Origin of the sequence: Phycisphaera sp., assembly GCA_025916675.1 — a bacterium.
Lineage (GTDB): Bacteria > Planctomycetota > Phycisphaerae > Phycisphaerales > UBA1924 > JAHCJI01.
Genome location: CP098402.1, coordinates 2,578,666 through 2,604,237 on the forward strand (window position 1 = coordinate 2,578,666; position 25,572 = coordinate 2,604,237).

Consider the following 25,572-nt stretch of genomic DNA (forward strand, 5'->3'; position numbering starts at 1 on the left):
CGGTGGCAATTACCGGTAAAAGTTCATTTGACGACACGCGAGTTTGCCTCGCGGTGACACTGAATCTGTCGTGTTTTGATTACGCCTCGCGGCGCGTGATCTTCAAACGTGATTCTTGAAGGATCTCTTCGCGTTGACGGGCCAACTCTTCTTGAGCTTCCTTAGTCTCGCTGCGTGACTGACGGTGCTTCCAAGAAACCGGCTTGATCCAATCTAACTCCTCGGCGCGCATAATCAGACCCGTTCCAGCACCAAGGATCAAACCACGGATCACGCCCTCTTCCACTGGCCACCCAAAGACAATGGCAAGCACACCGCTACAGCCAGCGAATACTGCCGCCATGTGGATGCCAGATCCAATGAGGCTGATTACAGACTTCACAACAGACTCCCCAGTTCCGTCTGCCGCTTCTCCAGCGTGATGTTCATGCCAAGGCCCTTGAGCTCGTTGCACAGCACGTCAAAGGCGATCGGCATGCCGGCCTCCAGCTTGTGCGTGCCCTTGACCATGCTCTCGTAGATCTTGGTCCGGCCCTCGACGTCGTCGCTCTTGACGGTCAGCAACTCCTGCAGGATGTAGCTGGCGCCGTACGCCTCCAAGGCCCACACCTCCATCTCGCCGAAGCGCTGGCCACCCGTGCGGCTCTTGCCGCCCAGCGGCTGCTGTGTAATGAGCGAGTACGGGCCCGTCGCACGAGCGTGGATCTTGTCGTCCACCAGGTGGTGCAGCTTCAGCATGTACATGAAGCCGACCGACGTGCGCTGCTGGAACGCCTCACCCGTCCGGCCGTCGTAGAGCTGGATCTTGCCACCGCGGGGCATGTGGGCCAGCAGCTCGCGATGGTGCGGGTGCTCGCCGGTCTTCTCGACGCCCTCGTTGCGCTCCTTGACGTACGTGTTGGCTTCCTCGATGGCCGCGTGGATCTCGTCCTCGGTCGCACCGTCGAACACCGGCGTCACGGCCTGGAAGCCCAGCACCTGCGCCGCCCACCCAAGGTGGAGCTCGAGGATCTGGCCCACGTTCATGCGGCTGGGCACGCCCAGCGGGTTCAGCATGATGTCCACCGGCGTGCCGTCTTCCATGAACGGCATCTCTTCGATGGGCACCAGGCGAGCGATCACACCCTTGTTGCCGTGGCGGCCGGCCATCTTGTCGCCCACGCTCAAGGGGCGCTTGCTGGCGATGTAGACCTTCACCATCTCGAGCACACCCGCGGGCAGCTCGTCGCCGCGCTTCATATGAGCCACGCGGCGCTGCTTCTCCTTCTCGATGGCCTCGATGCGCGGCCAGTACTGCTTGTAGCTGATCTCGGCCTCTTCGCGGGCGTCCTTGCTGCCCTTCACCCAGCCGAGCTCGAACGTCTTGATCTGCTCGATCACGACCTCGGGGATGTCGCTGGCGGCGACCTTCTGGCGGGTGTTGGGGTCGACCAGATCGCTGCCGGCCGCGTCGTTGATCGCCTCGACGAGCTCGCGGAAGATCTCGATGGCCTTGGCGTCCATCTCCGCCTCGAACTCGGCGATCTGGAGCTTCAGTTGACGCTTCTGCTCCTCGTTCATGTGCAGGCGGCGGCTGAACTTCTTCGCGCCGATCACGATGCCGTCAATGCCGCTGGGCACCTCGAGCGAGTCGTTCTTCACGTCCTCGCCCGCACGACCGAAGATGGCGTGCAGCAGCTTCTCTTCGGGCGTCAGCTCGGTCTTGCTCTTGGGGCTGACCTTGCCGACCAGGATGTCGCTCGGGCCGACACGCGCACCCACGCGGATGACGCCGTCGTCGTCAAGGTTGCGCAGCGCCTTCTCCGACACGTTGGGGATGTCACGGGTGAACTCCTCACGCCCCAGCTTGGTATCGCGAATCTCGACATCGAAGCTATCGATGTGGATCGACGTGAACACATCGTCCTTCACGATGCGCTCGCTGATGACGATGGCGTCCTCGAAGTTGTACCCGTCGAACGTGTTGAATGCGACCAGAACATTCTTGCCGATCGCGAGCTCGCCGTTCTGGATTGAAGGGCCATCGGCGATCACCTGCCCGGCTTCCACCAGATCGCCCGGGCGGACGATCGGCTTCTGGTTCAAACACGTGCGCTCGTTGAGCCCACGGAACTTCCGCAGCACGTACTCGTCGCTGTTATCGATGATGATCCGCTCGGCATCTACGAACGTCACGATGCCACCGGTCTTGGCCTTGATAACCATGCCCGAGTTGCGGCCCACCGACTGCTCCATGCCGGTCGCCACGCAGGGCGGGTCGACCTTGATGAGCGGCACGGCCTGCCGCTGCATGTTCGAGCCCATCAGCGCGCGGTTCGCGTCGTCGTGCTCCAGGAACGGGATGAGCGCCGCCGAGATACCAACAACCTGCTTGGGAGAGATATCCACGAACGCCACGTTCTCGGCCGGCACTTCGGCAAGCTCGCCCGACACGCGGGCCAACACCGTTCCGCTCTGGAAGTTGCCCTTGGCATCCAGCGAATCGGCCGGCGCGAGAATGCCGCGCATCTCCTCGTCGGCGCGCAGATGGACGACCTCGCCCGTGGCCTTGCCGTTCTTGATCTGCCGGTAGGGCGTACGCAGGAAGCCGTAGTCGTCGATCGACGAATAGATCGACATGCGCGCGATCAGGCCGATGTTCGTGCCCTCGGGCGTCTCGATCGGGCAGATGCGGCCGTAGTGGCTGATATGCACATCGCGCACCTCGAAGCCGGCCCGCTTGCGGTTCAGACCGCCCGGGCCGAGGGCGCTGAGGCACCGCTCATGCACAAGCGTGCTCAGCGGGTTGGTCTGGTCCACCACCTGGCTTAGCTCGCTGCGACCGAAGAAGAAGTCGATCGCGCTGCTGATGCTCTTGGAATTCACCAGGTCGGCGATCTTCGCCAGCTCGTCGGGGTCCTTCACGCTCATGCGCTCCTGGACCGTCCGCTTGAGCTTCAAGAAGCCCTTGCGCACCTCGTCGACCGCCAGCTCGTCCATCGTGCGCAACCGGCGGTTGCCCAGATGGTCGATGTCGTCCTCGTTGGCCACGGGCTGGCCTGTCTCGTGGTCCAGCCGGTTGCTGCGCAGGTCCAGTAGGTACTGAATAATGCGCAGCAAATCCTGGGCGCGGATGAAGTTGCTATCGACCGAGTCGTCGAAGCCGAACTTACGGTTCACGCGGAAGCGGCCGACCCGGCCGATGCGGTAGCGGCTGTCATCGAAGAACTTCTCGATGAAGAGCTGCTTGGCCTTCTCCACCTGAGGCGGATTGCCCGGACGCAGCTTGGTGTACAGCTTGAGCAGGGCCTGCTCATGCGGATCCTCGACGCTGAACTCCTCGGCGAAGCGGCGCAGGTTCTCGGCGGCCACCGTGTTGAGGATCAACGCGTCGCTGGGGTTCTGGATCACCCGGGCGGTCTTCAGGCTCGACGCCTGGATCTTCTCGAGGTTCTCCTCGCCAATCTGGAAGCCCGTGTCGACGAGGATCTCGCCGCTCTCGGTGTCCACGATCGGGGCGGCGGCCCAGTCCTCCTCGTGGAGCTTGGCAGCCTTTACCTCGTTGATCTCGTAGAACAGGCTCAGCAGCGACTCGGTGGCCGACACGGTCTTGTCGAGGCAACGCAGGAACGTCGTCGCCGCCATCTTGGGCGACTGATCGATCCGCATCTCGAGCTGGTCCTTCTTGTTGACCGAGATCTCGATCCACGACCCACGCTCGGGCACGATGCGCGCGCTGTGCAGCGGCCGATCGGTCTCCTCCTCGCTCTTGGAGAAGTCCACGCCCGGCGAGCGGTGCAACTGGCTCACGATCACACGCTCGGCGCCGTTCACGATGAACTCGCCGCCGCCGATCATGATCGGGAACTCGCCGAGGTAGATGTCCTCCTCGGGCATGTCCGGCCGGCCCTCTCGCTCGAGGCGTACGCGGATCTTGAACGGCAGCCCGTAGGTCAGCCGAAGTTCCTTGCACTCGTCGCGGGTGTACCGCGCCTCGTCCAACTCATACTGGCTGTAACGCAGCCGCATCGTCCCGTCGTAGCTCTCGATCGGGAAGACCTCCCGGAGCAACGACTCGAGCCCGATCTGCGGGTCTCGCTCGTCGGGTGCCTTATCGAGTTGAAGAAAACGCTCGTACGCCAACCGTTGAACGACCGTCAGGTCGCCCACCGGGAGTGTGTCGCCGCGCTTCGCATAACTGCGCACGTTCATCGCCGCCATCGGTCACCTCGCGATGGGAAGCGGACCCTCAACCACAGCCCTACCTGTGAAGGGTCCTTCTTGATCTACATCGTGCTGTTCGGATCGCCGCCAGCCCCGTCCTGTTGTATCATGACGCAATTATGAGCGTAGCGCTCAAAAATACTCTTGACAAGGCCTACACGTTTCGCTAGCACAATGACAATGTCTTCTCAAAATTAGCCAAAATCGCCCTCTACGGGCTATCAAGCCATTATCAACACTAACCGACAGGATCGCGTGCGGGGATGCACGCGACCTTGTCGGTCGTTTATATTGGAAAACCCCGACATAGAAATATCGAGGTTTGGCACGGGCGAGGGTCAGGCGACCTCGACCTCGGCACCAGCTTCCTTGAGCTTCTCGGCCAGGGCGTCGGCCTCGTCCTTGCCCAGGCCTTCCTTGATCTTGGCCGGCAGGTTGTCGACCATGTCCTTGGCCTCCTTCAGGCCCAGGCCCGTGGCCTCGCGAACGACCTTGATGACCTTGATCTTCTGGCCGCCGTCGCCCTTGACGATGACGTCGAACTCGGTCTGCTCGGCCGCGGCCGCACCACCACCACCGTCGGCGGGGCCGGCCATCATCACCGCGCCGCCGGCGGCGGGCTCGATGCCGTAGGTGTCCTTCAGGTAGTCGGCCAGGTCGACGGCCTCCTTCAGGGACAGCCCAACGATCTCGTCGCCCATCTTGGTGATCTTGGCATCAAAGGTCTTGGCTTCGTCGCTCATGGTTGTGCTTCTTTCCGGATTCAAAGTCGAGTCTGGACGCCGCCAAGAGGGGCCGAACCGTTCGGCGCTTTAACCCCGATCCGCACGCGGACCATGCCGGGGCCAGTTGGTGGTCGCCGTCGTCGACGGCTGACTGCAAAAGCGTCCCGATCGCGTTTCCACGACCGGGACGAGTATCGATTCTCTTACGCGATCTTGGCGATCGCTTCGCCGCTCTCGAGTTTCTCTTCGAGCGTCTTGAGGATGCCGGCGATGTTGCTCGCAGGGCTCTTGACCGCACCCACCAGCTTGCCACCGGGGGTGAGCACGATGGTGACGGCCTGGGCCAGGGCCTCGTCCCGCGTGGGGAACTTGCTCAGCCGCTTGACGCCCTCGTCGCCCTCGAACAGCTCGCCGTCGAGCACCGCGCCGCGGAGCTCGATGTCGGGCATGTCCTTGGCGATGTCGACGATCTTGCGCGCCACCTCGACGACCGTCTCGGCACCGTACACCAGGGCGTTGGGCCCAGTGAGCAGGTTGCCGAGGGGCTCGAGGCCGGTGCCCTCGAAGGCCTTGCGGGCCACGTTGTTGCGCAGCACGGTGAGCGAGATCTCGCTCTTGGCCAGATCCTTGCGCATGCTGTTGGTGGCGTTGGCATCAACGCCGCGGATGTTGACCAGCAGGGCATCGCCGTTCTCGCCCAGCTTGGCCACATAGTCGGCCATCATCATTTCTTTGACGGGCTTGGACATGGTGCTTTCCTTTCCCGCGCGTCAAGCGACGACGGCGGCCTCGTGGAACACGCGGACGCCGGGGGTCATCGTGCCGCTGATGGTGATCTTCTTGATGTACTCGCCCTTGACCGCGTTGGGCCGGATCTTCTCGATCGCCTGCACGAAGTACTCGTAATTCTCTTTCAGGTCGGCCTCGGGGAAGCTCATCTTCCCGATCACCGCGTGGATGTTCCCGCCCGAATCGGCCCGGTACTCCAGCTTGCCCGCGGCGTACTCCTGCACGGCCTGGGGCACGTCGGTGGTCACCGTGCCCGCCTTGGGGCTGGGCATCAGGCCCTTCGGCCCCAGCACGCGGCCCAGCTTGCTGATGACCCGCATCATGTCGGGGCTGGCGACCGCGACGTCGAAGTCCATCCAGCCCTTCTCGATCTCGGCCACCAGGTCCTCGCCGCCGGCCTTGATCGCGCCCGCTTCGAGGCAGGTCTTGACCTTGTCCTCGCTGCAGAACGCCACGACCTTCTTGCTCTGGCCGATGCCCTTGGGCAGCGCGACCGAGCCACGCAGAGCCTGATCGGCCTGCTTGGTGTCCAGGTTCAGGTGCATGCACACCTCGACCGTTTGATCGAAGCGCGGGCCCTTGAACTTCTTGACGGTGCTGATGGCCTTGTCGACGGGCAACGCGTCCTGGGTCGCCGACTTCAGATTGGCCGTTGTTCGCTTGCTGATTCGTCCCATGGCCTTAACCCTCCACCACGGTGACGCCCATCGAGCGTGCCGTTCCTGCGATGATCTCGGCGCCGGCCTCGAGCGTGAGGGCGTTCAGATCGGCCATCTTCTCTTCGGCGATCTTGCGGCACTGCTCGCGGGTGATCTTGCCGATGGGCGTCTGCGGCGTGCCGGCACCCTTGCTGATGCCCGCCGCTTCCTTAATAAGGACCGACGCCGGCGAACTCTTGACCTCGAACTCGAACGAGCGATCGCTGTAGGCCGTCACGATGCAGCCCACGATCTTGCCGTTCAGGCTCGCCGTGGCGGCGTTGAACTGCTGGATGAACTGACCGGGGTTCACACCCTTGGCACCCAGCACCGGGCCCAGCGGCGGCGCGGGCGTCGCTGACCCACCGGGGGCCATGATCTTGAAGACGTGCGTAACTTCTTTTTTGGCCATCGTTTCTCCACCTCCCACCGGCCCGGATTCGCCCCCCCAACAAAGACAAGGGGCGATCCCGAATGCGTGGGCCGGCCAATCGGCACTCACGCGGACGCGGTGGTCCATTCGGCGTTGCGTTGTCGGCCTGCGGGACACCCCGAGGCCGGGGCCCGGAAGATCCGGGTCGAGATGATAGCCGGTAACCTCCCGACTCGCCAGCCCGGGATCATCGGCAATCTCTCCTTCCACAACCCAAACAACCGTGACCCTCTCGGTTTTTCCGGCTATCGTCTCTGCTTGGCCCATTTCGCCGCTTCTCGGCCCGGGCCCTCACAAGCGAAACCCCCAACGGAGCGACCATGCTGGGACGTGTTTTTAAGGCGTACGACATCCGCGGAACCTACCCCGACCTGCTGACCGATCGCATGGCCTGGCAGGTGGGCGTGGGCACGGGCCGATTCGTGCTCGAGGTCGCCAAGGCCACCGGCGAGAACACGCCCATGATGCGCACCGTCGTCGTCGGGCGAGACATGCGCGAGAGCGGGCCAACCCTCACCGACCAGCTCATCGACGGGCTCATCCGCACCGGCGTCAGCGTCATCGATCTGGGCCTGGTCGACACGCCCATGATCTACTTCGCCATCAACCATCTCGGCTGCGCGGGCGGCGTCATGGTCACCGCCAGTCATAATCCGCCCAACTGGAACGGCTTCAAGATCGCCGGCCCCAAGGCGCGGCCCATCGGCGAGGCCACCGGGCTGGCCGACATCCGCAAGCACGCCGCCATGGCCGACATGCGCACCATCGACGAGCCCAGCGGCCGCGTCGAGCAGCGCGACCTGTGGAAACCCTACGCCAAGCACGTGCGCCACTTCATCCGCGAGGGTGGCGCGCCAACGCGCACCAAGCCGCTCAAGGTCGTCGTCGACGCCTCCAACGCCATGGCCGGCACCATGATCCCCAACGTCTTCGGCAAGAAGGGCGAGCTCGCAGACAATTACCTGCCTGGTCTCGAGCTCATCACGCTCAACATGGACAACACCAGCGGTGAGTACGCCCACGCGCCCAACCCGCTCGTAAAAAGTAATATGCGCATGACCCAGGAGGCCGTCATCGAGCACGACGCCGACGTCGGCTTCTGCTATGACGGCGACGCCGACCGCTGCATGGTCGTCGACGACGAGGCCCAGATCATCGGCTGCGACCACCTGACCGCGCTCCTGGCCACCGACGCCCTCACCCGCCACCCCGGCGCCGCCATCGTCTACGACCTGCGCTCGAGCAAGGCCGTCGAGGAAGACGTCAAGAAGGCCGGCGGCAAGCCCGTGCGCGGCCGCGTCGGCCACGTGTTCATGAAGGCCGCCATGGCCGAGCATGGGGCCATCTTCGGCGGCGAGCTCAGCGGCCACTTCTACTTCCAGGACAATTTCAATGCCGACTCGGGCGCCATCGCGATGTCGACCGTGCTCGGCCTGCTCGCACGCAACAAGAAGAAGCTCTCGGCGCTCATCAAGCCCATCGCCCGCTACACCCAGAGCGGCGAGCTGAACTACACCAACGAGGAGCCCCAGGAAGCGATCAACAAGCTCGAGGAAGAGATCGCCGGCGACGACGCCATCGTCGACAACCTCGACGGCATCACGATCGATTGCTTCAAGAAGGAGGGCTGGTGGATCAACGTCCGCATGAGCAACACCGAGCCGCTGCTGCGCCTCAACGCCGAGGCCAAGGACCGCCAGACGCTGAACCGGCTGGTCGACCGCGTGGGGCCCATGCTCGGCAAACGCGTGGAGCATTGACGGGCCGGCGATCCGAGAATCCCAAGTAGCAAATGGCCAGATGGCAGATTCGGAGCACCCCCCTCCGAATCTGCCATCTGGCCATTTGCCATCTGGCGATCTTCTTCACGCACACCCCGCATCGAACGCCGTCTGGAAGGCCAGGAAGTCGAAGATGGTCAGCTCGCCGTCGCCGTCGAAGTCGGCCGCGGCTTCACCATCTTCAAAGAGATTGAAGAAAGTCAGGAAGTCGAAGATGGTCAGTTCGCCGTCGGCGTCGAGGTCGGGGGTGCAGATCTCGCAGTCGAGGTCGAAGCTATAGGCCGCGCCGACGCTCAGGCCGGGAGGAACGGTAATGCCCTCGTTGGGCGAGCCCAGGACCGCCATGCGCCCGTCGGTGGCGGCCCAGTGGCCGATGGTCCGGTCCAGCGTGAAGGGCGCCGCGGGCTGCGGGTCGAGCACGTCGGCGAATCGCCAGAGCCCATCACTGCCGCGCGTGAACACGTAGCCGACGCGCTCGTTGGGTCCGGGCCCGCCGCGCCACGAGCCGAACAGCATCGTGTCGCCGGCTAGCGAAAGCCCCATCCCGATTCCGACGGCCCGGTCGACCAGATCATCTCCCAGGGTAACGTCCTGGCGGAACTCAAGCCCCGAATCCGTCAGTTCGTAGACGAAGATCGAACCGGCGAAGTGGGAGCCTCCGCCTTGAACCGCCAGCGTAGAGCCGTCCAAAGCCAGCGGTCGTCCAAAGGCACCGCCGTCGATGGGTGGCAAGAGCGTGTCATGCAGGTTGAGCAACCCTTCGTCGTCACGCTTGTACACATACAGCAGCCCGTGCGGGTACCCGAGCGTGTCGTCGGTGTCGGCATTGATGATGGCCCAGTCATCGTTCATGACCATGGCCCTCCCGAAGCTATCAGAGGTCGGATCCGTCGGATCGAACCGATTGATAGTCTGGGTCAGTTCCCAGCCCTCGTCGCCAAGTTGAAACAGAAACACGATGCTGTCCCACGCGGTCAGCACCGAATCGCGGTGCAGGGCCACCCAGCTTCCAAACCCTGAGGGTGGGCTCGGGTCGACGCTCGGGGCAGGGATCCGTTCGACCTCCACCCACCGGTCCGTCGCGGGGTCAATCTCGTAGATATGAAGGCCTCCAAACCACGGGAGTCCCTCGCGGCGCTGGGTGGCCACCGCGAGGCGATCGCCATCGAGATCAAAGATCCCAAATCGGTCGTTTACGCCGATGTCTGGCGGGTAGATAAACTGTGGGTCGACCCAGCGCCCAGCCTCAAGGCGATATGAGTACACCGCGCCGGCACCGCACATTATGGGATCGCCACCCGGCGCGCATGCCGTCCGAGCGCTTCCATCTTGCACGATCAGACGGTCGGCATCGATCCGCGTGATGCCCCCAAACGAATTCGAATACCCCGGCTCCCCAACCAGCCGCTGGATGGGGCAGGGATCGTCGGCGTGGGCCAGCGCGGGGCAGGACGCGAGGGTGGCGATGGCGAGCATGGTGCGCATACTGGTATTGTGACAGAACGGGCCCCCTGATGCAAGGGGAAATCTCTCCGCTCGCACCCAAACACCCAAACTGGACCCCCCCACGCCCACCCACTAACCTCTCCCGAGCGCACGTTGACCCCCGGCGGGAGCCAGTAAGACCATGAACCTCGGCCAGTTCTTCGAGCATTGGAGCATCGCCGAGAATCCCTTTAGGGGCGAAGAGGCACGCGACGACGCGGTCTTTGCTCGGCTCTCGCGCGAGCCCGAGCCCGCGAACCCCGCCGCCGCCGTGCGTGCCGAAGCCGAAGTGCCGGGCGGCGGCAAGCCCATGGGCGACGCCCGCCACAGCGACTTCGAGAAGATCGTCGGCGACCTGGCCCGCCCCAGCACCTCGATCGTTTTCGGCGAAAAAGGCAGCGGCAAGACCGCCCTGCGCCTGCAGATCGGGGCCAGGGCCCGCACGCACAACGCCGCGCACCCCACCGCTCGCGTGCTGATGATCGCCCACGATGACCTCAACGCCGTACTCGACCGCTTCCACGAGAGAAGCAACCAGGACACCGCGCTCGAGAGCCTCAAGCACTTCCGCCTGGTTGATCACATCGACTCGATGCTGCTCTGGGCCACGCCTCGGCTGGTCGACGCCCTACTCGAAGATCCCGCACCCGCCGGCGCGATCGAACTGGGCGAGAGCCAGAAGAAGGCCATGCGCAAGCTCGACGGCGGCGCGAAGCGAGACCTCCTGCTGCTCCAATCGGTCTACGACCGACCCGACAGCGCCGAGATGCGCACCGGCCGGCTGCGCAAGGCCCTCAAGCTACCGCTGGGTGGCGGCCGGCTCGCGTGGAGTACGGCGTTGTTCGCCGGCTGGATCCTGCCGCTGGCCGCCCTCATCGGCTGGTGGCAACTGGGTGGGCTTCCCGACGTAGTCTGGTGGGTGCTCGTCGCCGCCGGCGCGGTGGCGTGGGCCGCCGCGGGCGTCAAGCGACTGGTCCTCGACCGTATGGCCATGCACCGCCTGGGCAAGAAGGTCCGCAAGCAGGTACGCGTGAGCTCTCGCAGCGATACCTCCTACGCCCAGAGCCTCGCCCAACTCGAACGCGGGCTTGCTTCGTATAGCAACCTGCCTACCACCGATTCCGACGACACCCGCTACGCGATGCTCGACCGCCTGCGGAGAGTGCTCGCCCCCTTGGGCTACCGCGGCCTGCTCATCGTCATCGACCGCGTCGACGAGCCGAGCCTCATCAGCGGCAACCCCGAGGCCATGCGCGCCCTCATCTGGCCTCTGCTCAGCAATAAGTTCCTCCAGATGGACGGCGTGGGCGTCAAGATGCTGCTGCCCATCGAGCTGCGCCATGCCTTATATAGAGAGTCGAGCGCCTTCTTCCAGGAGGCTCGACTGGACAAGCAGAACCTGGTCGACCGCCTGAGCTGGACCGGCGCCATGCTCTACGACCTGTGCGACGCCCGCCTCAAGGCATGCCTCGAGCCCGGTGCCAAGCCCATCACCCTGGTCGACCTCTTCGCCGAGGACGTCACCGAGCGCGACCTGGTCGACGCCCTCGATCAGATGCACCAGCCGCGCGATGCCTTCAAGTTCCTCTACCAGTGCCTGAGCGAGCACTGCTCGAACGTCACCGCCCAGCAGCAGGCCTGGCGGGTACCCAGGTTGGTCCTCGAGGGCGTCCGCAAGCAGCAGAGCGAGCGGGTGCAGCAGCTCTATCGTGGTATCAGCCCGGCCTGAGCCCGGCCTTCGTGCTGGTATCTGGCGGATTTTCGACAATAAACGACAGACTGGTATCCCCAGAGCTCCGCGTGTAACCCGGGCCCCCGAAAGGCCATAGCCGGGCGCAATCTGCCGCCTCTGGACCCCAAATCGCCGATTTTGGGTTGAATCGGGAGCCTGTTTGGGGGATGATGCGTCCACGCGGATCCCAAACCGTGGGGAAACTCCATCGGCAAGGCCCCCCAGCGGGCGCCCCCGTCCGACCGATCAGACTCGAAGAAAGGACCGCCCCTCCATGTCCGGCATCGAGAACTTCATCAACACGATCAACGGCCTGCTATTCCACGAGGTCATCGTCTTCACCCTCATCATCATCGGGCTGGTCTTCACGATCTGGAGCGGCTTCGGGCAATACCGGGCACTCACCCACGGCGTTGCGGTCATCCGCGGCAAGTACGACGACAAGAACGATCCGGGCGCCATCAACCACTTCCAGGCGCTCTCGGCCGCACTCTCGGCCACGGTGGGCCTGGGCAACATCGGCGGTGTCGCGCTGGCGGTCGCCCTCGGCGGCCCCGGCGCGGTCTTCTGGATGTGGATCATCGGCATCCTGGGCATGGCCCTCAAGATGACCGAGGTCACCCAATCGATGCTCTACCGCAGCACCGACGACCCCGACAACCCCCACGGCGGCCCGATGTTCGTCGTCGCGCGCGGCTTCAAGAAGTGGGGCCTGGGCCCCATCGGCACCGTCATCGGCGGCATCTTCGTCATCACGCTGCTCATCAGTGCCCTCACCGGCGGCAACATGTTCCAGGCCTGGAACGTCGCCGACCTGACCAAGACCTACTTCGACGTGCCCCAGTTCGCCACGGGCCTCGTCCTGGCCATTGTGGTCGGGCTGGTCATCATCGGCGGCATCAAACGCATCGGCTCGGTCGCCGGCCGCATCGTGCCGCTCATGTGCGTGCTCTACGTCGCCGCCGCGTTGTACGTCCTCACGATGAACATCGGCGATATCCCCGCAATGTTCATGCTCATCATCAAGAGCGGCCTGCCCGGCTTCCTGGGCGGCAGTACACCCGACGCCACGGGTGCCTTCCTGGGCGGCACGTTCGCCTACGCCGCCATGTGGGGCGTCAAGCGCGCCCTGTTCAGCTCCGAGGCCGGCCAGGGCTCCAGCCCCATCGCCCACTCGGCCGCCAAGACCGACGAGCCCGTGCGCGAGGGCATCGTCGCCGGCCTTGAGCCGTTCATCGACACCATCGTCGTCTGCACGCTTACCGCGCTGGTGATCCTCTCCAGCGGCGCGTACAACCGCCCGCCCGAGGCCTTCTACGACACCACGCAGGTCGTGAGCGTCGTGCCCGCCACCGATGCCGACGGCAATACCATCGCCGACACCTGGACGCTCAGCTCGGGCGCCCTGCCGGCCAAGACCCCCGCAGCCAAGACCACGCTCAACACCCCAGAGGGCGAGAGCGGCTGGCGTAACGACGAGGGCGTGTTCGTCGTCGTCCAGGCCGACGTCGACGACGATACCGGCCGCGACCTGCGCCGCGTGACCGGCAGCGTCAGCAAGAACGAAAGCGACCAGTGGATCGTCAACTGGGGCACGCTCGAATCCGAGAAGCAGCCCGTGCTGCTCACCGAGATGGTGCCCGAGACCACGCTGCCCGAGGGAGAGATGACCGCCGCCCCGACCGGCACGATGGTCGGCGTGTACTCCGACTACGCCGGAGCCAGCCTCACCGCCCACGCGTTCGATCGCGTCACCCCGGGCCTGGGCAAGTGGCTGGTGACGGTCGCCGCCTGGCTCTTTGCCGTCTCGACCATGATCTCATGGAGCTACTACGGCGAGCAGGGCATCTACTACCTGTTCGGCGGCCTGTCCAGCGGCGCCCAGCGCACCATCGTGCTGGTCTACAAGCTGGTGTATTGTGCTCTCATCCTGCTGACCACCATCGCCGCGATGCCGCTGATCACCGGTGCCGCAGGCAACAAGCGGGCACTGATCGGCACGGACACCCAGCTCGACATGTGGACCACGCTTGGTCTGGGCGTCATGCTCGTGGCCAACATCCCGATCATGATCATCTTCGGCAGCCAGGCCATGAAGGCCTACCACGAGTACGTCGGACGCCTCAAGCGGGGCGAGCTCGAAAGCGGTGCCCACACGCCCGCCCCGATCGAGGACGTCGTCTCGGGCAAGGACGTGGAGTAATCCCAACGCACGATTCCCCAAGAACATAAGTCGAAGGGGGGACTCGACATGCTCGACTGGTTCTTTGCCGATGGGGCCATCTGGTTCGCTATCCCAGCGCTCTTTGGCACCGGCCTGTTCCTGATCCAGCTCCTCATGGGAGAGCTGGGCGGCGATTTCGACATCGACGCCGACATCGACATGGATACCAGCGGCGCGGGAGACTTCCACGCCCTGAGCATCCAGACCATCGCCGCATTCTGCCTCGGTAGCGGCTGGATGGGCCTGGCCGCCTACCGCGTGCTCGACCTGGGCATGATCGGCTCGGTCGCCGTCGCCGTGGTCAGCGGCGTGGGCGTGGCCTGGTTCATGACCTACCTCACCCGCCAGGTGTTCAAGCTCCAACGCTCGGGCAACATCTCCATCAGCAGCGCCGCCGGCCTGAGCGGCGACGTGGCCGTCACCGTGCCGCCGGCAAACGCCGGGCGCGGCGCCGTGTCGGTGGTCATCAACGGCACTCGCCGCGAGTACGACGCGGTCCAGGCCGGCGACGAGCCGATCCCCCCACGCACCAGCGTGAAGATCGTCTCGACCGATGCCCAAAACAACACCTTGATGGTCGAGCGGGCGTAATCCAACGTTTCTGATTCACCCGGCCTCGGCCTATCCTGATTCACGTTTTCCCGCCTTGAGAGGGGCGGCAAAGGGGGGACTCTGTCCATGATTCAATCCATACCCGACTCGATTCTTACAACGCCGCTCGCCCAGCTCCTAGCCCAAGGTGATGCCTCGGGCGACAACATCGGCATCTTCGCGATGATCGGGCTCGGCGTCGCGTTCTTCGTCTTCATCATCGTGGTGTGGTTCCTGGCCGCCCGCGTCCAACGCTGCCCGCCCAACCGCGTGCTGGTGGTGTGGGGTAGCGCCGGCAAAACGGGCCGACGTTGCTACAACGGCGGCATCAAGGTCGTGTTCCCGGTCATCCAGCAGCACGGCTACATGAGCATGGAGCCGCTGGTGATCGACATCCCCCTCGAAGGGGCCCTGTCGCTTAACAACATCCGCGTGAACGTGCCCTCGAACTTCACGGTGCGCATCGCCCCCGACCCCGTGCTCATGGCGGCCGCTGCCGAGAACCTGCTGGGCAAGCCGCCCCAGGGCATCCGCGAGCTGGCCCAAGACATCATCCTCGGCCAGTTGCGTCTGGTCATTGCGACGCTCTCGATCGAAGAGATCAACAAGGACCGCGAGAAGTTCGAGAGCCTGATCCGCGAGAACGTCACCAACGAGATCAACAAGGTGGGCCTCGAGCTCATCAACGTGAACATCCGCGACATCACCGACGAGAGCGGCTACATCCGCGCCATCGGCCAGCGCGCCGCCGCCGAGGCCATCAACCAGGCCAAGGTCGAGGTGGCCCAGGCCGACCGCGACGGTGCGACCGGTGAGGCCGTCGCCAACCGCGAGCGCACGGTCAGCGTCGCCAAGGAAACCGCCGCCGCCACCGAGGGCCAGAAGGAAGCCGAGCGCAAGCAGCGCGTGGCGGTGGCCGAGTTCGAGGCCCAGGCCATCACCGGCGAGGCAGAGAGCAAACGCGACCAGGACATCGCCGTGGCCGAGCGCGCCGCCGAGACCGCCGCCGCCAGCAAGCGGGCCGAGCAGACCCAGCGCGTGCAGGTGGCCGAGGCCGAGGCCCGCTCGGTCGAGGGCGAGAACACCAGCCGCGCCCAGATCGCCGAGTACAACGCCAAGCTGGCCGAGGTGCGGGCCGAGAGCCTACGCCGCTCCGACGTCGCCGCCGCCCAGGCCAGCGAGGCCATCCTGAAGGCCGAACGCGAGCAAGAGATCGCCCGCCTGGGCAAGGAAGAGCTGGCCCCCCAGGAGATCGAAAAGCAACGCATCGAGATCGCCGCCGAGGCCGAGGCCGAGAAGCTCCGCCGCGAGGCGCGCGGTGAGGCCGACGCCACCCTGGCCCGCTACAAGGCCGAAGCCGAGGGCGTGCGAGAGGTGCTCGAGGCCAAGGCCGAGGGCTACCGCCAGCTCATGGAAGCCGCCGCCGACAACCCGCAAGTGGCCCCCACGCTGCTGCTCATCGAGCAGTTGCCCGAGCTCGTCGCCCAGCAGGTCAAGGCCATCAGCAACCTCAAGATCGACAAGATCACCGTGTGGGACAACGGACGCGGCAGCACCGTCGAAGGCAAGCCCGGCGCGGGCGGCGCCACCAGCGACTTCCTGTCGGGCCTCATCGGCTCGCTCCCGCCTGTCCACGAGCTGGCCAAGCAGGCCGGCATCGAGCTGCCCGGCGCCTTGGGCCATGTCGCCGAGCCCAAGCACGACCCGGTCGACGAGAGGCACCGGCCCGACACACCCAAGGGCTAACCCACGCCCGCGGCATCATGTCGGTGCCAAGCATGCGTTCCCAGCGCATCAAGGAAATCCGGCGGTGGGTACCGTGTGCCCGCCGCCCTTCTTTGTAGAAACAATGCGGAGACACGAATGACCATCGCAAGAATCGCAGGAATTGCCGCCCTCGCCGGATTGTTGGCCATCGCCGGATGCTCTTCAGGCACGCGAAGCTACACGATGACCTTCATCAAGACCGGCCCGTTGAGCAATCCCACTCCCGAGCAATCGGCCCAAGCCATGGCCGGCCACATGGCCAACATGAGGAGACTCGCCGCCGAGGGCACCCTGCTCATCGCCGGCCCGCTGGCCGAACCCAAGAGCGACCCGGCCCATCGCGGCATCTTCGTCTTCGACGCCGCCACCGTTGACAAGGGCGAGGCTCTGGCCGCCACCGATCCCGCCGCCCAGATGGGCGTCTTCGAGATGGACACCTACCTGCTCAAGACGGATGCGCCGCTGACCGAGCTGACACGCCTCGAAAATGAGTACGAGCAGCGGCGGCTGAACGATGAAGACGTGCCCGACGAGTGGGTCGGCCGCATGTACATCATGGCCAGCGCGCCCTACAGCAAAGAGCTCCACGAGCGCGTGCACGGGGCCGACGGCGTACTGATCACCGCCAAGCTGATCAAGGACAAACGCGACCAGCGCGTCTTCCTCTGGCTCGACGCGCCAAACGCCCAACTCGCCCGAGACCTGCTCCCCGACGCCGAATGGACCATGCACGGCTGGTATGGCAGCCCCACCGTCGCCGAGCTACCCGGCTTGCAAGGCGAAGAATGAACAACACTTCATCATTTTTGCATGATCGCACCGACGCCCATACAATGCACGGAACGACTCCACGAATCTTCGGAGGCCATCATGACCGCTGATCAGCATCCCGATACCCAGTCCACCGCCGAAGCCATCGCCAGCGACGCGACCGCGGCCGCGGGCGACGTCCGCCGACGCATCAGCGACCTGGTCGCCAGCGCCGCCGCCACGCCCGGCCGGGCCATCGAGGGCGGCGCGAGCGCCGTCCAGCGCGTGACCCGCGAGGTGCTCGAGGGTGCCAGCAAGGGCGCGCACCAGCTCAGCGACGAGCGCAAGGACTCGGTCATGGCCGAGACGCTCGAGGGCTTGGGCGAAGGCCTCGGCAAGGCCGCCCACGCCACGCAACTCGCCCTCGAAGAAGCCCGCGCCCGCGGCGAGAGCTTCGCCAAGGACGACGTCAAGGCCGCCATCGAAGACCTCCGCGTGATCGAAGATTTGCTCCGCGACTCGGGAACGCGCCTGGCCAAGGCCGCCGGCAACAACGCCAAGGGCGCCGCCAGCGACCTGACACACCACGCCGGCCGCGTGTTCGAGGGCATCCGCCCCGCCGTCGAGGGCGCGCTGCGCGAGGCCATGCGACACCCGGTCGACACCGCCGCCGACGCGGCGGCCACGGGCGTGAGCGCAGCACGGCTCGGCATCGGTGCCCTCTTCGACACCGCCGGCGGACTGCTCAGCGGCGCGGGCGATGCGATCAGCGGGAAAAAGAAGGACGCGAACTGAGCCTTCCGTGCCTCGAACCGCCCTTCTCTCGTGGCGTTTGATCGTGATCGCGGCGATGCTGGGGCTCTTGGCCAGCGTGGTGACCACGGCGTTGAGCGTGCTTTGGACCCAGCGGGCACCGGGGGCGTTCGGGGCGCACAATCTTGATGGACGCTATGTCCGCGAGGGCGAGCACACATACTTCACCGAGCGCAGCCGGGGCGTGGGCATGGACTACTACCTGTCCTACCGAACGGCCCCGGTCGCCGACGACCGCGTCTCGACCGGCAAGGACTACCGGCCCACGTACGTGCGCAACGCGTTCCACAACCACGCCAACTCGGTCATCACATACGACGCGGGATGGCCCCTTCGTGTTGTCCGAGGTGCCCGGGTCGTTCCATCCAACGCGGCCAACCCGGCATACGAGATTGGAATTTGGCGCGTGAACGGCGTTGTCGTTCCGCTCTGGCCGATCTGGATCTATGCAACAGCGAGCATTGTTCTCTTTGGTGGGCTGGCGACGATCCCGCTGGTGGGGTGGGCGCGTACCAGAGCGACGCGGCGCCGGCGGCGAGGCTTGTGCTTTGGGTGTGGGTATGACCTGGGTGGTCTGGACAATCTCGACATGGCCTGTCCCGAGTGCGGCACCAAAGGCCGGTCATGAGCCCAAGCGCTTGCCGAAGAGCAACCGTACCACGCCCAGGATCCCCGCGAACACGAACGCCGCCAGCCCAATCCAGAACAGCAGCCCCTCGGGCGCATCGGTCGCGCCCCGGCTCGCCGCCGCCCGGTCGGCCAGCAGCATGATCGACCCACCAACCACCAGCGCCGCGACAACCAGCGAATAACTAATATTCCGGCTGGCCCGCTCGATCTCGTCGGTCACCTCGCTCAACCCGTGGTGCTTGAGCTGCACGCCAAGCTCCTCGTTGCGCATCATGTGCAGGATGCTCGCGACCTCGCGCGGGGCCCGCTCCACCAACTCCGCATAGCCCAGCACCGCACCCTGCACGCGCCGCTTGGCGGCCCCAAAGCCGTAGCGCCGCCGCAGCAGCCCCTCGATGTGCGGACGAACGTGCTCGACCAGGTCGAAGCTGGGGCACACCATCTCGCCCACGCCCTCGATCGTCGTGATCGCCTTGATGAGGTACACGATGTCGGCCGGCACGCGCAGCTTGTGCTTCCTCAGCTTCGCGAAGAACTCGCTGAGCAGCGCGCCCATCCGCAGGTCGGCGATGCTCGCGCTCTGGAACCGGCTGATGAACTCCCACGCGTCGGCCCGGAACGCCCGATCGTGCGCCCGCATCGGACTCACGCCCGTCAGCTCGATCACCACGTCCAGCACACGATCGAGATCGCCGGCGATCGTCCCCTGCACCAGGTCGGCCAGCACCTCGGCGGTGCGCGGATCAATGTTGCCCGTCATGCCGTAGTCGATAAAACACAGCCGGATGTCCGCCGCCTCGCGCCGCATCAGCTCGCTCGCGTCCTCGGCATCGACCGCGCCATCGCCCTCCACCGGCAGCCCCACGAGCACAAACAGATTCCCCGGGTGCGGGTCGGCATGGAAGAAGCCCACCTCGAAGCATTGGCGGAACACCACGTCGCTGCCGATCGCCACGATCTCGCGCCGCTGCGCATCGCTGAACTCGCTCTTCTTAAAGTCGCTCAGCAGCACGCCGTCGATGCGCTCCATGCACAAGATCTGCGGCGTCGAGTGCTTGGGGTACACCTTGGGGAACACGACCCGCGGGTCCTCTTCGAACGCCGATGCCATCCGCGCCATGCTCCGGCGTTCGAGCTCCAGGTCGATCTCGCGCCGAACTTGTCTGCGGAACTGCTCGACCACGTCCACCGGGCTGTACCCAAGATCGCTGAACCGATCCTCGACAAACTCCGCCAGCGTCGCCATGATCTCAAGGTCGGCCTCGATGACCTCCTCGATCTCCGGCCGCAAGACCTTCAGCACAACGTCCGTGCCGTTGGCAAGCGTCGCCCGGTGCGCCTGGGCGATCGAGCCGGCCGCCATCGCCTCATACTCGATCGACGCGAAGTGCTCCCCGCCGGGCATGTGCTCGACCAACCCATCGATGTACGGCCGGATCTCGTCCGCGGGCACCGGCTTCACCGTGCTCTGCAGCTTGGCGAACTCCTCGGCCCACTCGGGCGGGATCAGGTCGGGCCGCGTGCTCAGTACCTGGGCCAGCTTCACGAACGTGGGCCCGAGCTCCTCCATCGCCTCGCGCAGCCGCACCGCCGTGGGCGTGCGGTCCACCGTCGCGTCCTTCTTGCTCAGCCCCACCATCCGCCGCCCGCGCAGCACCAGCCGGTCGAGGTCCAGGTCGGCGATGGCCTTGCCGAACCCGAAGCTGGCCAGGACGCTCAGGATCTCCTTGGCTCGCTTGATGTTGCGGATGGTGCGGCCGATGTGGGCGATGTTGCTCGGGATGGTCGTCAGGGTCTTAGACACGGGCACAGGATAGCGGCGGCACGGACCCCGGGGGTTCATTCCGAGCCGCGGGCGTGAGCACGCGGACCAGCGCCCGATCGCCAATGATCCCCCGGAGGCCCGCCCATGCCCCGCCCCGCGAAACGCCGATCCACCCCCGCCCGCCTCGCGCTCATCGCGTGGCTCGCGTTCGCGCTGATGGCGTCGATGGGGCCGTTTCTGGTGGATGCCGACCTCACTGTAATCGGTAATCGATCCGGATTCGACACGGTCGATGTCGTGATCGGGGGCGGCGCCATCGACGTGCGGTCGGGGAGCTGGCGCAGCGTAATCAGCGCCGTCTTCGACCCATACTTAACCTGGCACCCGAGCGCATCGGATTGGATTGCCTTCGAGCTCTCCCAGGTCATGGCCTATCAGACAGTACACTACTGGGGCGTCAAGTTCCCACCCTGGGCCATCTTGCTTGTGCCCACTCTCTTAGCCCTGACAACCCATCACTTCCTCCGCCATCGCGCCCACCGCAAACTCAATGAGCTCGGCCGCACCCCCTGCCCCACTTGCAACTACGACGCCACCGATCTCACCACCTGCCCCGAATGCGGCGGAACATTAACCTCTCACACGGAGACCCAAACATGAGAACCAACCCGCTCGCGCTGTTTCTTCTCTGCCTCGCCCCGCTCGCCGGCTGCGCCGCCCAAACGAAGCACGCCGAAACCCATGCCCCAGAAGCAGAACCCGCCATGCACATCCACTACCTCGAGATCGTCACCCCCGACGTCGACACCACCTGCGACGCCCTGGCGAGCGCCCACGGCACAACTTTTGGCGAGCCCATCCCCGAGCTCGGCAACGCCCGCATGGCCCCACTCGACGGCGGCGGCAGCATCAGCGTGCGGGCCCCCATGCGCGCGACCGAGGCCCCCGTCGTCCGCCCGTACATCCTGGTCGACGACCTCGCCGCCGCCGTCGAGGCCGCCCGCGCCGCCGGCGCCGAGATCGCGATCCCGGCGATGGAGATCCCCGGCCGCGGCACCATCGCCATCTACATTCTGGGCGGCATCGAGCACGGGCTCTGGCAGGAATAAGCCGGCCGCGCTCGGGTGCTTCTTGGGGTTCGTGTTGTGCTCTTGGGGGGGTCTTGCACGGTCGACGCTCTGGCGGAGCGGAAGACGGCTGCGCCAGAGCTGCGGTCGGTTGGTTTGTTTTGAGCGCTCGCGTTGCTCGCTTGCGGCCGCATGAGCGGCCGGGCCCTTGCGGGCCGCGCCGGGGCATGCGCCCTGCGCCGAAGACGGCTGGTGCGGATGCCCCGGCGTTGTTGTGTCGCCTCGGCGGCGGGCCCAGGCGCCGGGGACATGCGCGGAAGACCGCGGATGCCCCGTCGCCGAGTGCCTTGTGTGGCCGCACGCGTTGGGCTCCTGACGCCGAAGCATCCGCCGAGCGAGTCTTCGAGCGAAAGCGCATGCGGGAGGCGCGGCCGCTTCAGCGGCCCGGGCGGTAGCCCGCAAGCGAGCAACGCGAGCGCTCAAGAACAACTAACTTGATCGAGCGGAGGCGCGGCCGTCTTCGGCCCCGCCGCAGCGGCGAAGAACCAAGACGCTCCCGGAGCACCACCCTCAGAGCAGCGCGTCGATGGGCGCGGGCACGGTGGCCGTGAGCACCCAGTGCGCGGCCCGGAAGACGAAGGCCGCCACGGCCAGCCAGAAGAGGACGCGTGCGATGCAGTGCAGGCGGTAGAGGCCGATGGCCATGAGCGGGAAGTTCTTGTCGTACCGCAGCCAGCACGACGCCATCCACAACCACTCGCGCCACAGACGCGCCGCGCGAGCCGGCTCGTGCTCGGATGGTTGGAGTTCGTTATCATCCTCCCCGGTAAATCCCAGCACGCGCCGCTTGTACGTCGCGCTGAGCGGGTGCAGCGGGCCGTAGTAGTCCTCGAGCGATGGCGTAACGCGCGAACGTTCCTCGGCCTCACGCAGGGCGGTGACCCCCGCAGTGTTGACGTCTCCCGCCCCGAAGACCAGCCATCGCCACGCGCCGAGCATGACGACCAGGCGGACCACGTTGTACGCCGCGACGATGGCCGTCAGGATGGCGAAGTACCACGCTTCGAGCCCGCCCACCAGCACCCACCACGCTGGCGTGGGCGCGTGGTGGCGATCGAAGCGTTCGACGAGCCTCCGCAGTTCCCCGTGCGACAGGTTCTCGACGCGCGGCTCGGCCACGCCGTGCGTCCCGGCCCCCGGCAGATCGCCCAGGCGCGGCTCGAAGGCGGGCCGGGGCGTGGCCTCGGCGATCGCCGTGTAGGCCCGGTCGATGGCACCGAGGTTGGACACGCTCACGACGAACGGCAGGAGGAAGGCGAGGGTGAGGAGCAGGTGCAGGGCGTAACGCGGACCCGTGTAGGTCCGCCGGAGGACCGACCACGGGTCCGGAGCCGCCCCCTCAATGTGAAGGCGATCGGCGAGGTTTGCATAAACGAGCAATCCGGAAGCGTGGCGAACATCTGCGTGATCGAGAGAGGCCCAACATAGATTCGCGTGTTCAAAATGTGTCGAGGTGAGATCTGCGTGTTCGAGGCTCGCATAACCGAGGTACGCGTGTTCGAAGTATGCCGAGTGGTAGTGCCCGTGATCGAGCGATGCGCCGCCGAGGTACGCATGTTCGAGATGGGTCGAGTAGAGACTTGCGTGTTGGAGAAGGGCCTGGCTGAAGTTTGCGTACTCGAGACGAGCGTCTCCGAGGTACGCATGTTCGAGGTCAGTCGAGTAGAGGTTTGAGTGTTGAAGATGTACGTGGCTAAGGTTCACGAACTGGAGATGGGCTTCGCTGAGGTTCGCGAACTCGAGATGGGACTGGATGCCCGAGCCTCTTTGTACTCTAAAGAGTGCCGTCAAGGATGCGTATCGATCTTGGTTGCTCCCACTCGGATCCAGTGCGTTTGCACGTTCAATCTCGTAGTGTAGCAGCACGAGCAGCCACCAATCACCACGGAACGGCAGTCCCCAGTTCATGATTGGCTGATGTAACTGATTCCTGGCCAACCGGTCGAACGTCTCGTCCCCAAACGCCCTCCGCGCCACGTCCTCGTTGAACGCTTCGGTGCTCTCCTCATCCCGCCGCGCCGGATGGTCGGGCCCGTAGAACGGGCACACCAGCGGCCCGTCGTAGCACATCGGCCGCCAAGGCGGGCCCTCGGGCAGGCCCGCGACGAAGGCGGGCGTCTCGTCCGGGCTGGTTGGGGGTGGTGTTGGGGGGCTCGTGGGGGGTTCGTCGGCCATACCGGCCCGATGCTAGTTCGTGGCTCGGGGCTCAGGGCCGATCCGCGGGCAGCGGCACCCGACCAGGGGCCCCCACCAGTCGGCTCGCGGGGCGGCCCGGCCGACCGGCGATGCGCCCCAGCGGATCGGGGGGCGTCCCTGGTTGGTTGGCAGGAGCCACCAGTCGATCAGGAAGGGCCGCCAGCAAACTGGTGGCTCTTCCTAATTTTGGGATTGGAGCGCCCACGCCGGTGTTTTCGGACGCGTCCGGCCGTGCGAGCCACCCCGATCGAGGGGGAGCGGCGCACGGATCGCACGATTTCTCTGCCCGGTCGCACAACCGGATTTCCTCGCAGGGACCAGCGTTTTTCGCCTCTACGCCCGCGCCCGCCGGCGGCGCCGGCAAAAAACTTTCGCCAGTTCACGCGTTACCAGTAGAGCCGCCCCTCCATGCCGTCGAAGGTATGTCTGGCCCGAAAACACCCGGCGAGCCGGGCGGGCCGACTCGGACGGATCGACAGCAGGGGCGACGATCGGCCGCGTGGCCGGGGGCGCCCACCCGCCGGGGCCACGCGCGTGGGGCGGCCCGGCGAGACACGACCTCCCACGCCGAAGAAACGGAGCGCCACCATGGCCACCAACATGCCCCAGGAACGGGGCGCAGCGTTAGATTGGGTCGAGCAGCACATCGAGCCGTGGACGGACAACCAGGCGGCGATCGACTTGAGTGTCGCCCAGGTCGCGGCGATTACGCAACTTGCAACCACCGCCCGCGAAAAATTGACCGCCGCGGGTGCGGCGCGCCAGGCCGCGAAGAACGCCACCCAAGAGTGGTACGCCGCGGCCGACCAGATGAAGCAGCTCTCGAGCGACCTGATCATCGACATCAAGGCCTACGCCCGCGGGGATGGCGGCGAGCAGGTGTACACGCTCGCGCAGATCAACCCCAAGGACCCTCCCGGCGAGGCCCCGCCCCCGGCCGTGCCCAGCGACATGCGCACGAGCCTGACCAACGAGGGGTTTGTGGCCATGACCTGGAAGGGCAAGGGCCCGACGGGCACGCGTTACCACGTGCGGCGGCGCCTGCCGAGCGAGAGCGCGTTCGCGTTCCTTGGCGACACCAGCGACAAGAATTTTACTGACGAGACCGTGCCGCAGGGCACCACGCGCGTGGACTACCAGATCGTCGCGGTGCACACCGACAAGAGCGTGCCGGGCGAGCCGTTCTTCGTGCAGTTTGGTGCGGGCAACAACGACAGCGAGCCGGGCCAGCAGGACGGGGGCCAGCCCCTGGACTCGAAGGCGGCCTGACTGGCACGGCCAGACTGGCATCGCCAGACGGATCGGTTCCTTTCTTGTATTGGGCCCCGCGGCGCGTACGTCGTGGGGCCTGTTTCGTGTGTCCGAGCCCGGCCGATCTTGCGGCCTAAGAATGCCCGACCGGCCCCGCCCCGGGGCCCGCAACCCAACCCAAAGGAGCCCTCCCCATGGCCACCCCCGCACCCGTCGTCCACTTCGAGATCGGCAGCAAGGACCTCGCCAAGACCCGCGAGTTCTATGGCGACCTGCTCGGCTGGCAGAGCCAGGAGGGCGGCCCCAACATGGCCATGCTCAGCAATTTAGGTTCGTACGCCGAGCCCAAAACAGAGGGCATCGGCGGGCACTTCAGCAGCCTGGGCCACGAGCCGCACCAGTACGTCACCGTCTACGCCCAGGTCGACGACATCGAAGCAACACTGAAGAAGGCCGAAGAACTCGGCGGCAAGACCGTCGTCCCCAAGCAGGAGGTTCCCGAGATGGGCTGGTTCGCCTGGTTCGCCGACCCCGAGGGCAACGTCGTCGGGTTGTGGAAGCCGATGAGCAAGTAAGAACGTGGCAATTGGCAATTGGGAGTTGGCAATTGGA

General features: G+C 65.7%; 21 protein-coding genes. 12 read left to right on the forward strand and 9 right to left on the reverse strand.

The features are described from left to right. Positions 1–79: 79 nt before the first annotated feature. The 6 genes from NCW75_10970 to rplK form a co-directional block, all read right to left on the reverse strand. On the reverse strand, positions 80–382 hold the full coding sequence (locus NCW75_10970) for a hypothetical protein (protein ID UYV11818.1): 303 nt from the start codon (positions 380–382) through the stop codon (positions 80–82). Beyond that, positions 379–4,200, reverse strand: coding sequence for a DNA-directed RNA polymerase subunit beta (gene rpoB / locus NCW75_10975; protein ID UYV11819.1), 3,822 nt, complete (start codon positions 4,198–4,200; stop codon positions 379–381). The genes NCW75_10970 and rpoB overlap by 4 nt, the downstream gene beginning before the upstream one ends. Positions 4,201–4,541: 341 nt before the next feature. Next, positions 4,542–4,904 carry a 50S ribosomal protein L7/L12 gene (rplL, locus tag NCW75_10980; GenBank protein ID UYV14191.1) on the reverse strand — a complete coding sequence of 121 codons (363 nt, stop codon included), beginning with the start codon at positions 4,902–4,904 and terminating at the stop codon, positions 4,542–4,544. Positions 4,905–5,131: 227 nt separating this feature from the next. Further along, the gene (gene rplJ, locus NCW75_10985) at positions 5,132–5,677 is read right to left on the reverse strand and encodes a 50S ribosomal protein L10 (protein ID UYV11820.1); all 546 of its coding nucleotides are present in this window, start codon (positions 5,675–5,677) and stop codon (positions 5,132–5,134) included. Between the two features lie 21 nt (positions 5,678–5,698). Further along, positions 5,699–6,394: a 50S ribosomal protein L1 gene (rplA, locus tag NCW75_10990; GenBank protein UYV11821.1), complete on the reverse strand. Its 696-nt coding sequence runs from the start codon at positions 6,392–6,394 to the stop codon at positions 5,699–5,701. Positions 6,395–6,398: 4 nt separating this feature from the next. Further along, positions 6,399–6,827 (reverse strand): 50S ribosomal protein L11, encoded by a 429-nt coding sequence (gene rplK / locus NCW75_10995; GenBank protein UYV11822.1) that lies wholly within the window; start codon positions 6,825–6,827, stop codon positions 6,399–6,401. 341 nt (positions 6,828–7,168) lie between these two features. Between rplK and NCW75_11000 the strand changes: the two genes are divergently transcribed. Then, the gene (locus NCW75_11000) at positions 7,169–8,608 is read left to right on the forward strand and encodes a phosphomannomutase/phosphoglucomutase (GenBank protein UYV11823.1); all 1,440 of its coding nucleotides are present in this window, start codon (positions 7,169–7,171) and stop codon (positions 8,606–8,608) included. A 105-nt stretch (positions 8,609–8,713) separates the two neighbouring features. Here the strand turns inward: NCW75_11000 and NCW75_11005 are convergent, their stop codons facing one another. Continuing rightward, a complete protein-coding gene (locus NCW75_11005; protein ID UYV11824.1) occupies positions 8,714–10,114 on the reverse strand; it encodes a hypothetical protein in 1,401 nt (466 codons plus the stop codon). Positions 10,115–10,256: 142 nt separating this feature from the next. Between NCW75_11005 and NCW75_11010 the strand changes: the two genes are divergently transcribed. From NCW75_11010 to NCW75_11040, 7 genes are all read left to right on the forward strand, one after another. Then, positions 10,257–11,843, forward strand: coding sequence for a hypothetical protein (locus NCW75_11010; GenBank protein UYV11825.1), 1,587 nt, complete (start codon positions 10,257–10,259; stop codon positions 11,841–11,843). A gap of 277 nt (positions 11,844–12,120) precedes the next feature. After that, on the forward strand, positions 12,121–14,049 hold the full coding sequence (locus NCW75_11015; GenBank protein ID UYV11826.1) for an amino acid carrier protein: 1,929 nt from the start codon (positions 12,121–12,123) through the stop codon (positions 14,047–14,049). Between the two features lie 48 nt (positions 14,050–14,097). Further along, positions 14,098–14,661 carry a hypothetical protein gene (locus NCW75_11020; GenBank protein ID UYV11827.1) on the forward strand — a complete coding sequence of 188 codons (564 nt, stop codon included), beginning with the start codon at positions 14,098–14,100 and terminating at the stop codon, positions 14,659–14,661. Between the two features lie 87 nt (positions 14,662–14,748). Further along, positions 14,749–16,407, forward strand: coding sequence for an SPFH domain-containing protein (locus NCW75_11025; GenBank protein ID UYV11828.1), 1,659 nt, complete (start codon positions 14,749–14,751; stop codon positions 16,405–16,407). Positions 16,408–16,524: 117 nt separating this feature from the next. Beyond that, on the forward strand, positions 16,525–17,217 hold the full coding sequence (locus NCW75_11030; protein UYV11829.1) for a YciI family protein: 693 nt from the start codon (positions 16,525–16,527) through the stop codon (positions 17,215–17,217). Positions 17,218–17,298: 81 nt separating this feature from the next. Continuing rightward, positions 17,299–17,973, forward strand: a complete 675-nt coding sequence (locus tag NCW75_11035; protein UYV11830.1) for a hypothetical protein — start codon at positions 17,299–17,301, stop codon at positions 17,971–17,973. 7 nt (positions 17,974–17,980) lie between these two features. After that, positions 17,981–18,619 (forward strand): hypothetical protein, encoded by a 639-nt coding sequence (locus NCW75_11040; protein UYV11831.1) that lies wholly within the window; start codon positions 17,981–17,983, stop codon positions 18,617–18,619. On the opposite strand, the gene NCW75_11045 is transcribed toward NCW75_11040, so the two are convergent. Beyond that, positions 18,614–20,425, reverse strand: a complete 1,812-nt coding sequence (locus NCW75_11045; protein UYV11832.1) for an AarF/UbiB family protein — start codon at positions 20,423–20,425, stop codon at positions 18,614–18,616. The two genes, NCW75_11040 and NCW75_11045, sit on opposite strands and share 6 nt — an antisense overlap. A gap of 105 nt (positions 20,426–20,530) precedes the next feature. On the opposite strand from NCW75_11045, the gene NCW75_11050 reads away from it, so the two are divergent. Next, a complete protein-coding gene (locus tag NCW75_11050) occupies positions 20,531–21,046 on the forward strand; it encodes a hypothetical protein (protein ID UYV11833.1) in 516 nt (171 codons plus the stop codon). Continuing rightward, positions 21,043–21,495: a hypothetical protein gene (locus tag NCW75_11055; protein ID UYV11834.1), complete on the forward strand. Its 453-nt coding sequence runs from the start codon at positions 21,043–21,045 to the stop codon at positions 21,493–21,495. The genes NCW75_11050 and NCW75_11055 overlap by 4 nt, the downstream gene beginning before the upstream one ends. A 528-nt stretch (positions 21,496–22,023) precedes the next feature. Here the strand turns inward: NCW75_11055 and NCW75_11060 are convergent. After that, positions 22,024–23,688, reverse strand: a complete 1,665-nt coding sequence (locus tag NCW75_11060; GenBank protein UYV11835.1) for a pentapeptide repeat-containing protein — start codon at positions 23,686–23,688, stop codon at positions 22,024–22,026. Positions 23,689–24,297: 609 nt separating this feature from the next. On the opposite strand from NCW75_11060, the gene NCW75_11065 reads away from it, so the two are divergent. Further along, on the forward strand, positions 24,298–24,978 hold the full coding sequence (locus NCW75_11065) for a hypothetical protein (GenBank protein UYV11836.1): 681 nt from the start codon (positions 24,298–24,300) through the stop codon (positions 24,976–24,978). A 176-nt stretch (positions 24,979–25,154) separates the two neighbouring features. Next, a complete protein-coding gene (locus NCW75_11070) occupies positions 25,155–25,535 on the forward strand; it encodes a VOC family protein (protein ID UYV11837.1) in 381 nt (126 codons plus the stop codon). The last annotated feature ends 37 nt before the right edge of the window (positions 25,536–25,572 follow it).

Bases quoted from the DNA above. Each gene is read 5' to 3' on its own strand.
- rpoB (UYV11819.1), bottom strand. From the start codon at position 4,200: ATGGCGGCGATGAACGTGCGCAGTTATGCGAAGCGCGGCGACACACTC.
- rplL (UYV14191.1), bottom strand. From the start codon at position 4,904: ATGGGCGACGAGATCGTTGGGCTGTCCCTGAAGGAGGCCGTCGACCTG.
- rplJ (UYV11820.1), bottom strand. From the start codon at position 5,677: ATGTCCAAGCCCGTCAAAGAAATGATGATGGCCGACTATGTGGCCAAG.
- rplA (UYV11821.1), bottom strand. From the start codon at position 6,394: ATGGGACGAATCAGCAAGCGAACAACGGCCAATCTGAAGTCGGCGACC.
- rplK (UYV11822.1), bottom strand. From the start codon at position 6,827: ATGGCCAAAAAAGAAGTTACGCACGTCTTCAAGATCATGGCCCCCGGT.
- NCW75_11000 (UYV11823.1), top strand. From the start codon at position 7,169: ATGCTGGGACGTGTTTTTAAGGCGTACGACATCCGCGGAACCTACCCC.
- NCW75_11005 (UYV11824.1), bottom strand. From the start codon at position 10,114: ATGCGCACCATGCTCGCCATCGCCACCCTCGCGTCCTGCCCCGCGCTG.
- NCW75_11010 (UYV11825.1), top strand. From the start codon at position 10,257: ATGAACCTCGGCCAGTTCTTCGAGCATTGGAGCATCGCCGAGAATCCC.
- NCW75_11015 (UYV11826.1), top strand. From the start codon at position 12,121: ATGTCCGGCATCGAGAACTTCATCAACACGATCAACGGCCTGCTATTC.
- NCW75_11020 (UYV11827.1), top strand. From the start codon at position 14,098: ATGCTCGACTGGTTCTTTGCCGATGGGGCCATCTGGTTCGCTATCCCA.
- NCW75_11025 (UYV11828.1), top strand. From the start codon at position 14,749: ATGATTCAATCCATACCCGACTCGATTCTTACAACGCCGCTCGCCCAG.
- NCW75_11030 (UYV11829.1), top strand. From the start codon at position 16,525: ATGACCATCGCAAGAATCGCAGGAATTGCCGCCCTCGCCGGATTGTTG.
- NCW75_11035 (UYV11830.1), top strand. From the start codon at position 17,299: ATGACCGCTGATCAGCATCCCGATACCCAGTCCACCGCCGAAGCCATC.
- NCW75_11050 (UYV11833.1), top strand. From the start codon at position 20,531: ATGCCCCGCCCCGCGAAACGCCGATCCACCCCCGCCCGCCTCGCGCTC.
- NCW75_11055 (UYV11834.1), top strand. From the start codon at position 21,043: ATGAGAACCAACCCGCTCGCGCTGTTTCTTCTCTGCCTCGCCCCGCTC.
- NCW75_11060 (UYV11835.1), bottom strand. From the start codon at position 23,688: ATGGCCGACGAACCCCCCACGAGCCCCCCAACACCACCCCCAACCAGC.
- NCW75_11065 (UYV11836.1), top strand. From the start codon at position 24,298: ATGGCCACCAACATGCCCCAGGAACGGGGCGCAGCGTTAGATTGGGTC.
- NCW75_11070 (UYV11837.1), top strand. From the start codon at position 25,155: ATGGCCACCCCCGCACCCGTCGTCCACTTCGAGATCGGCAGCAAGGAC.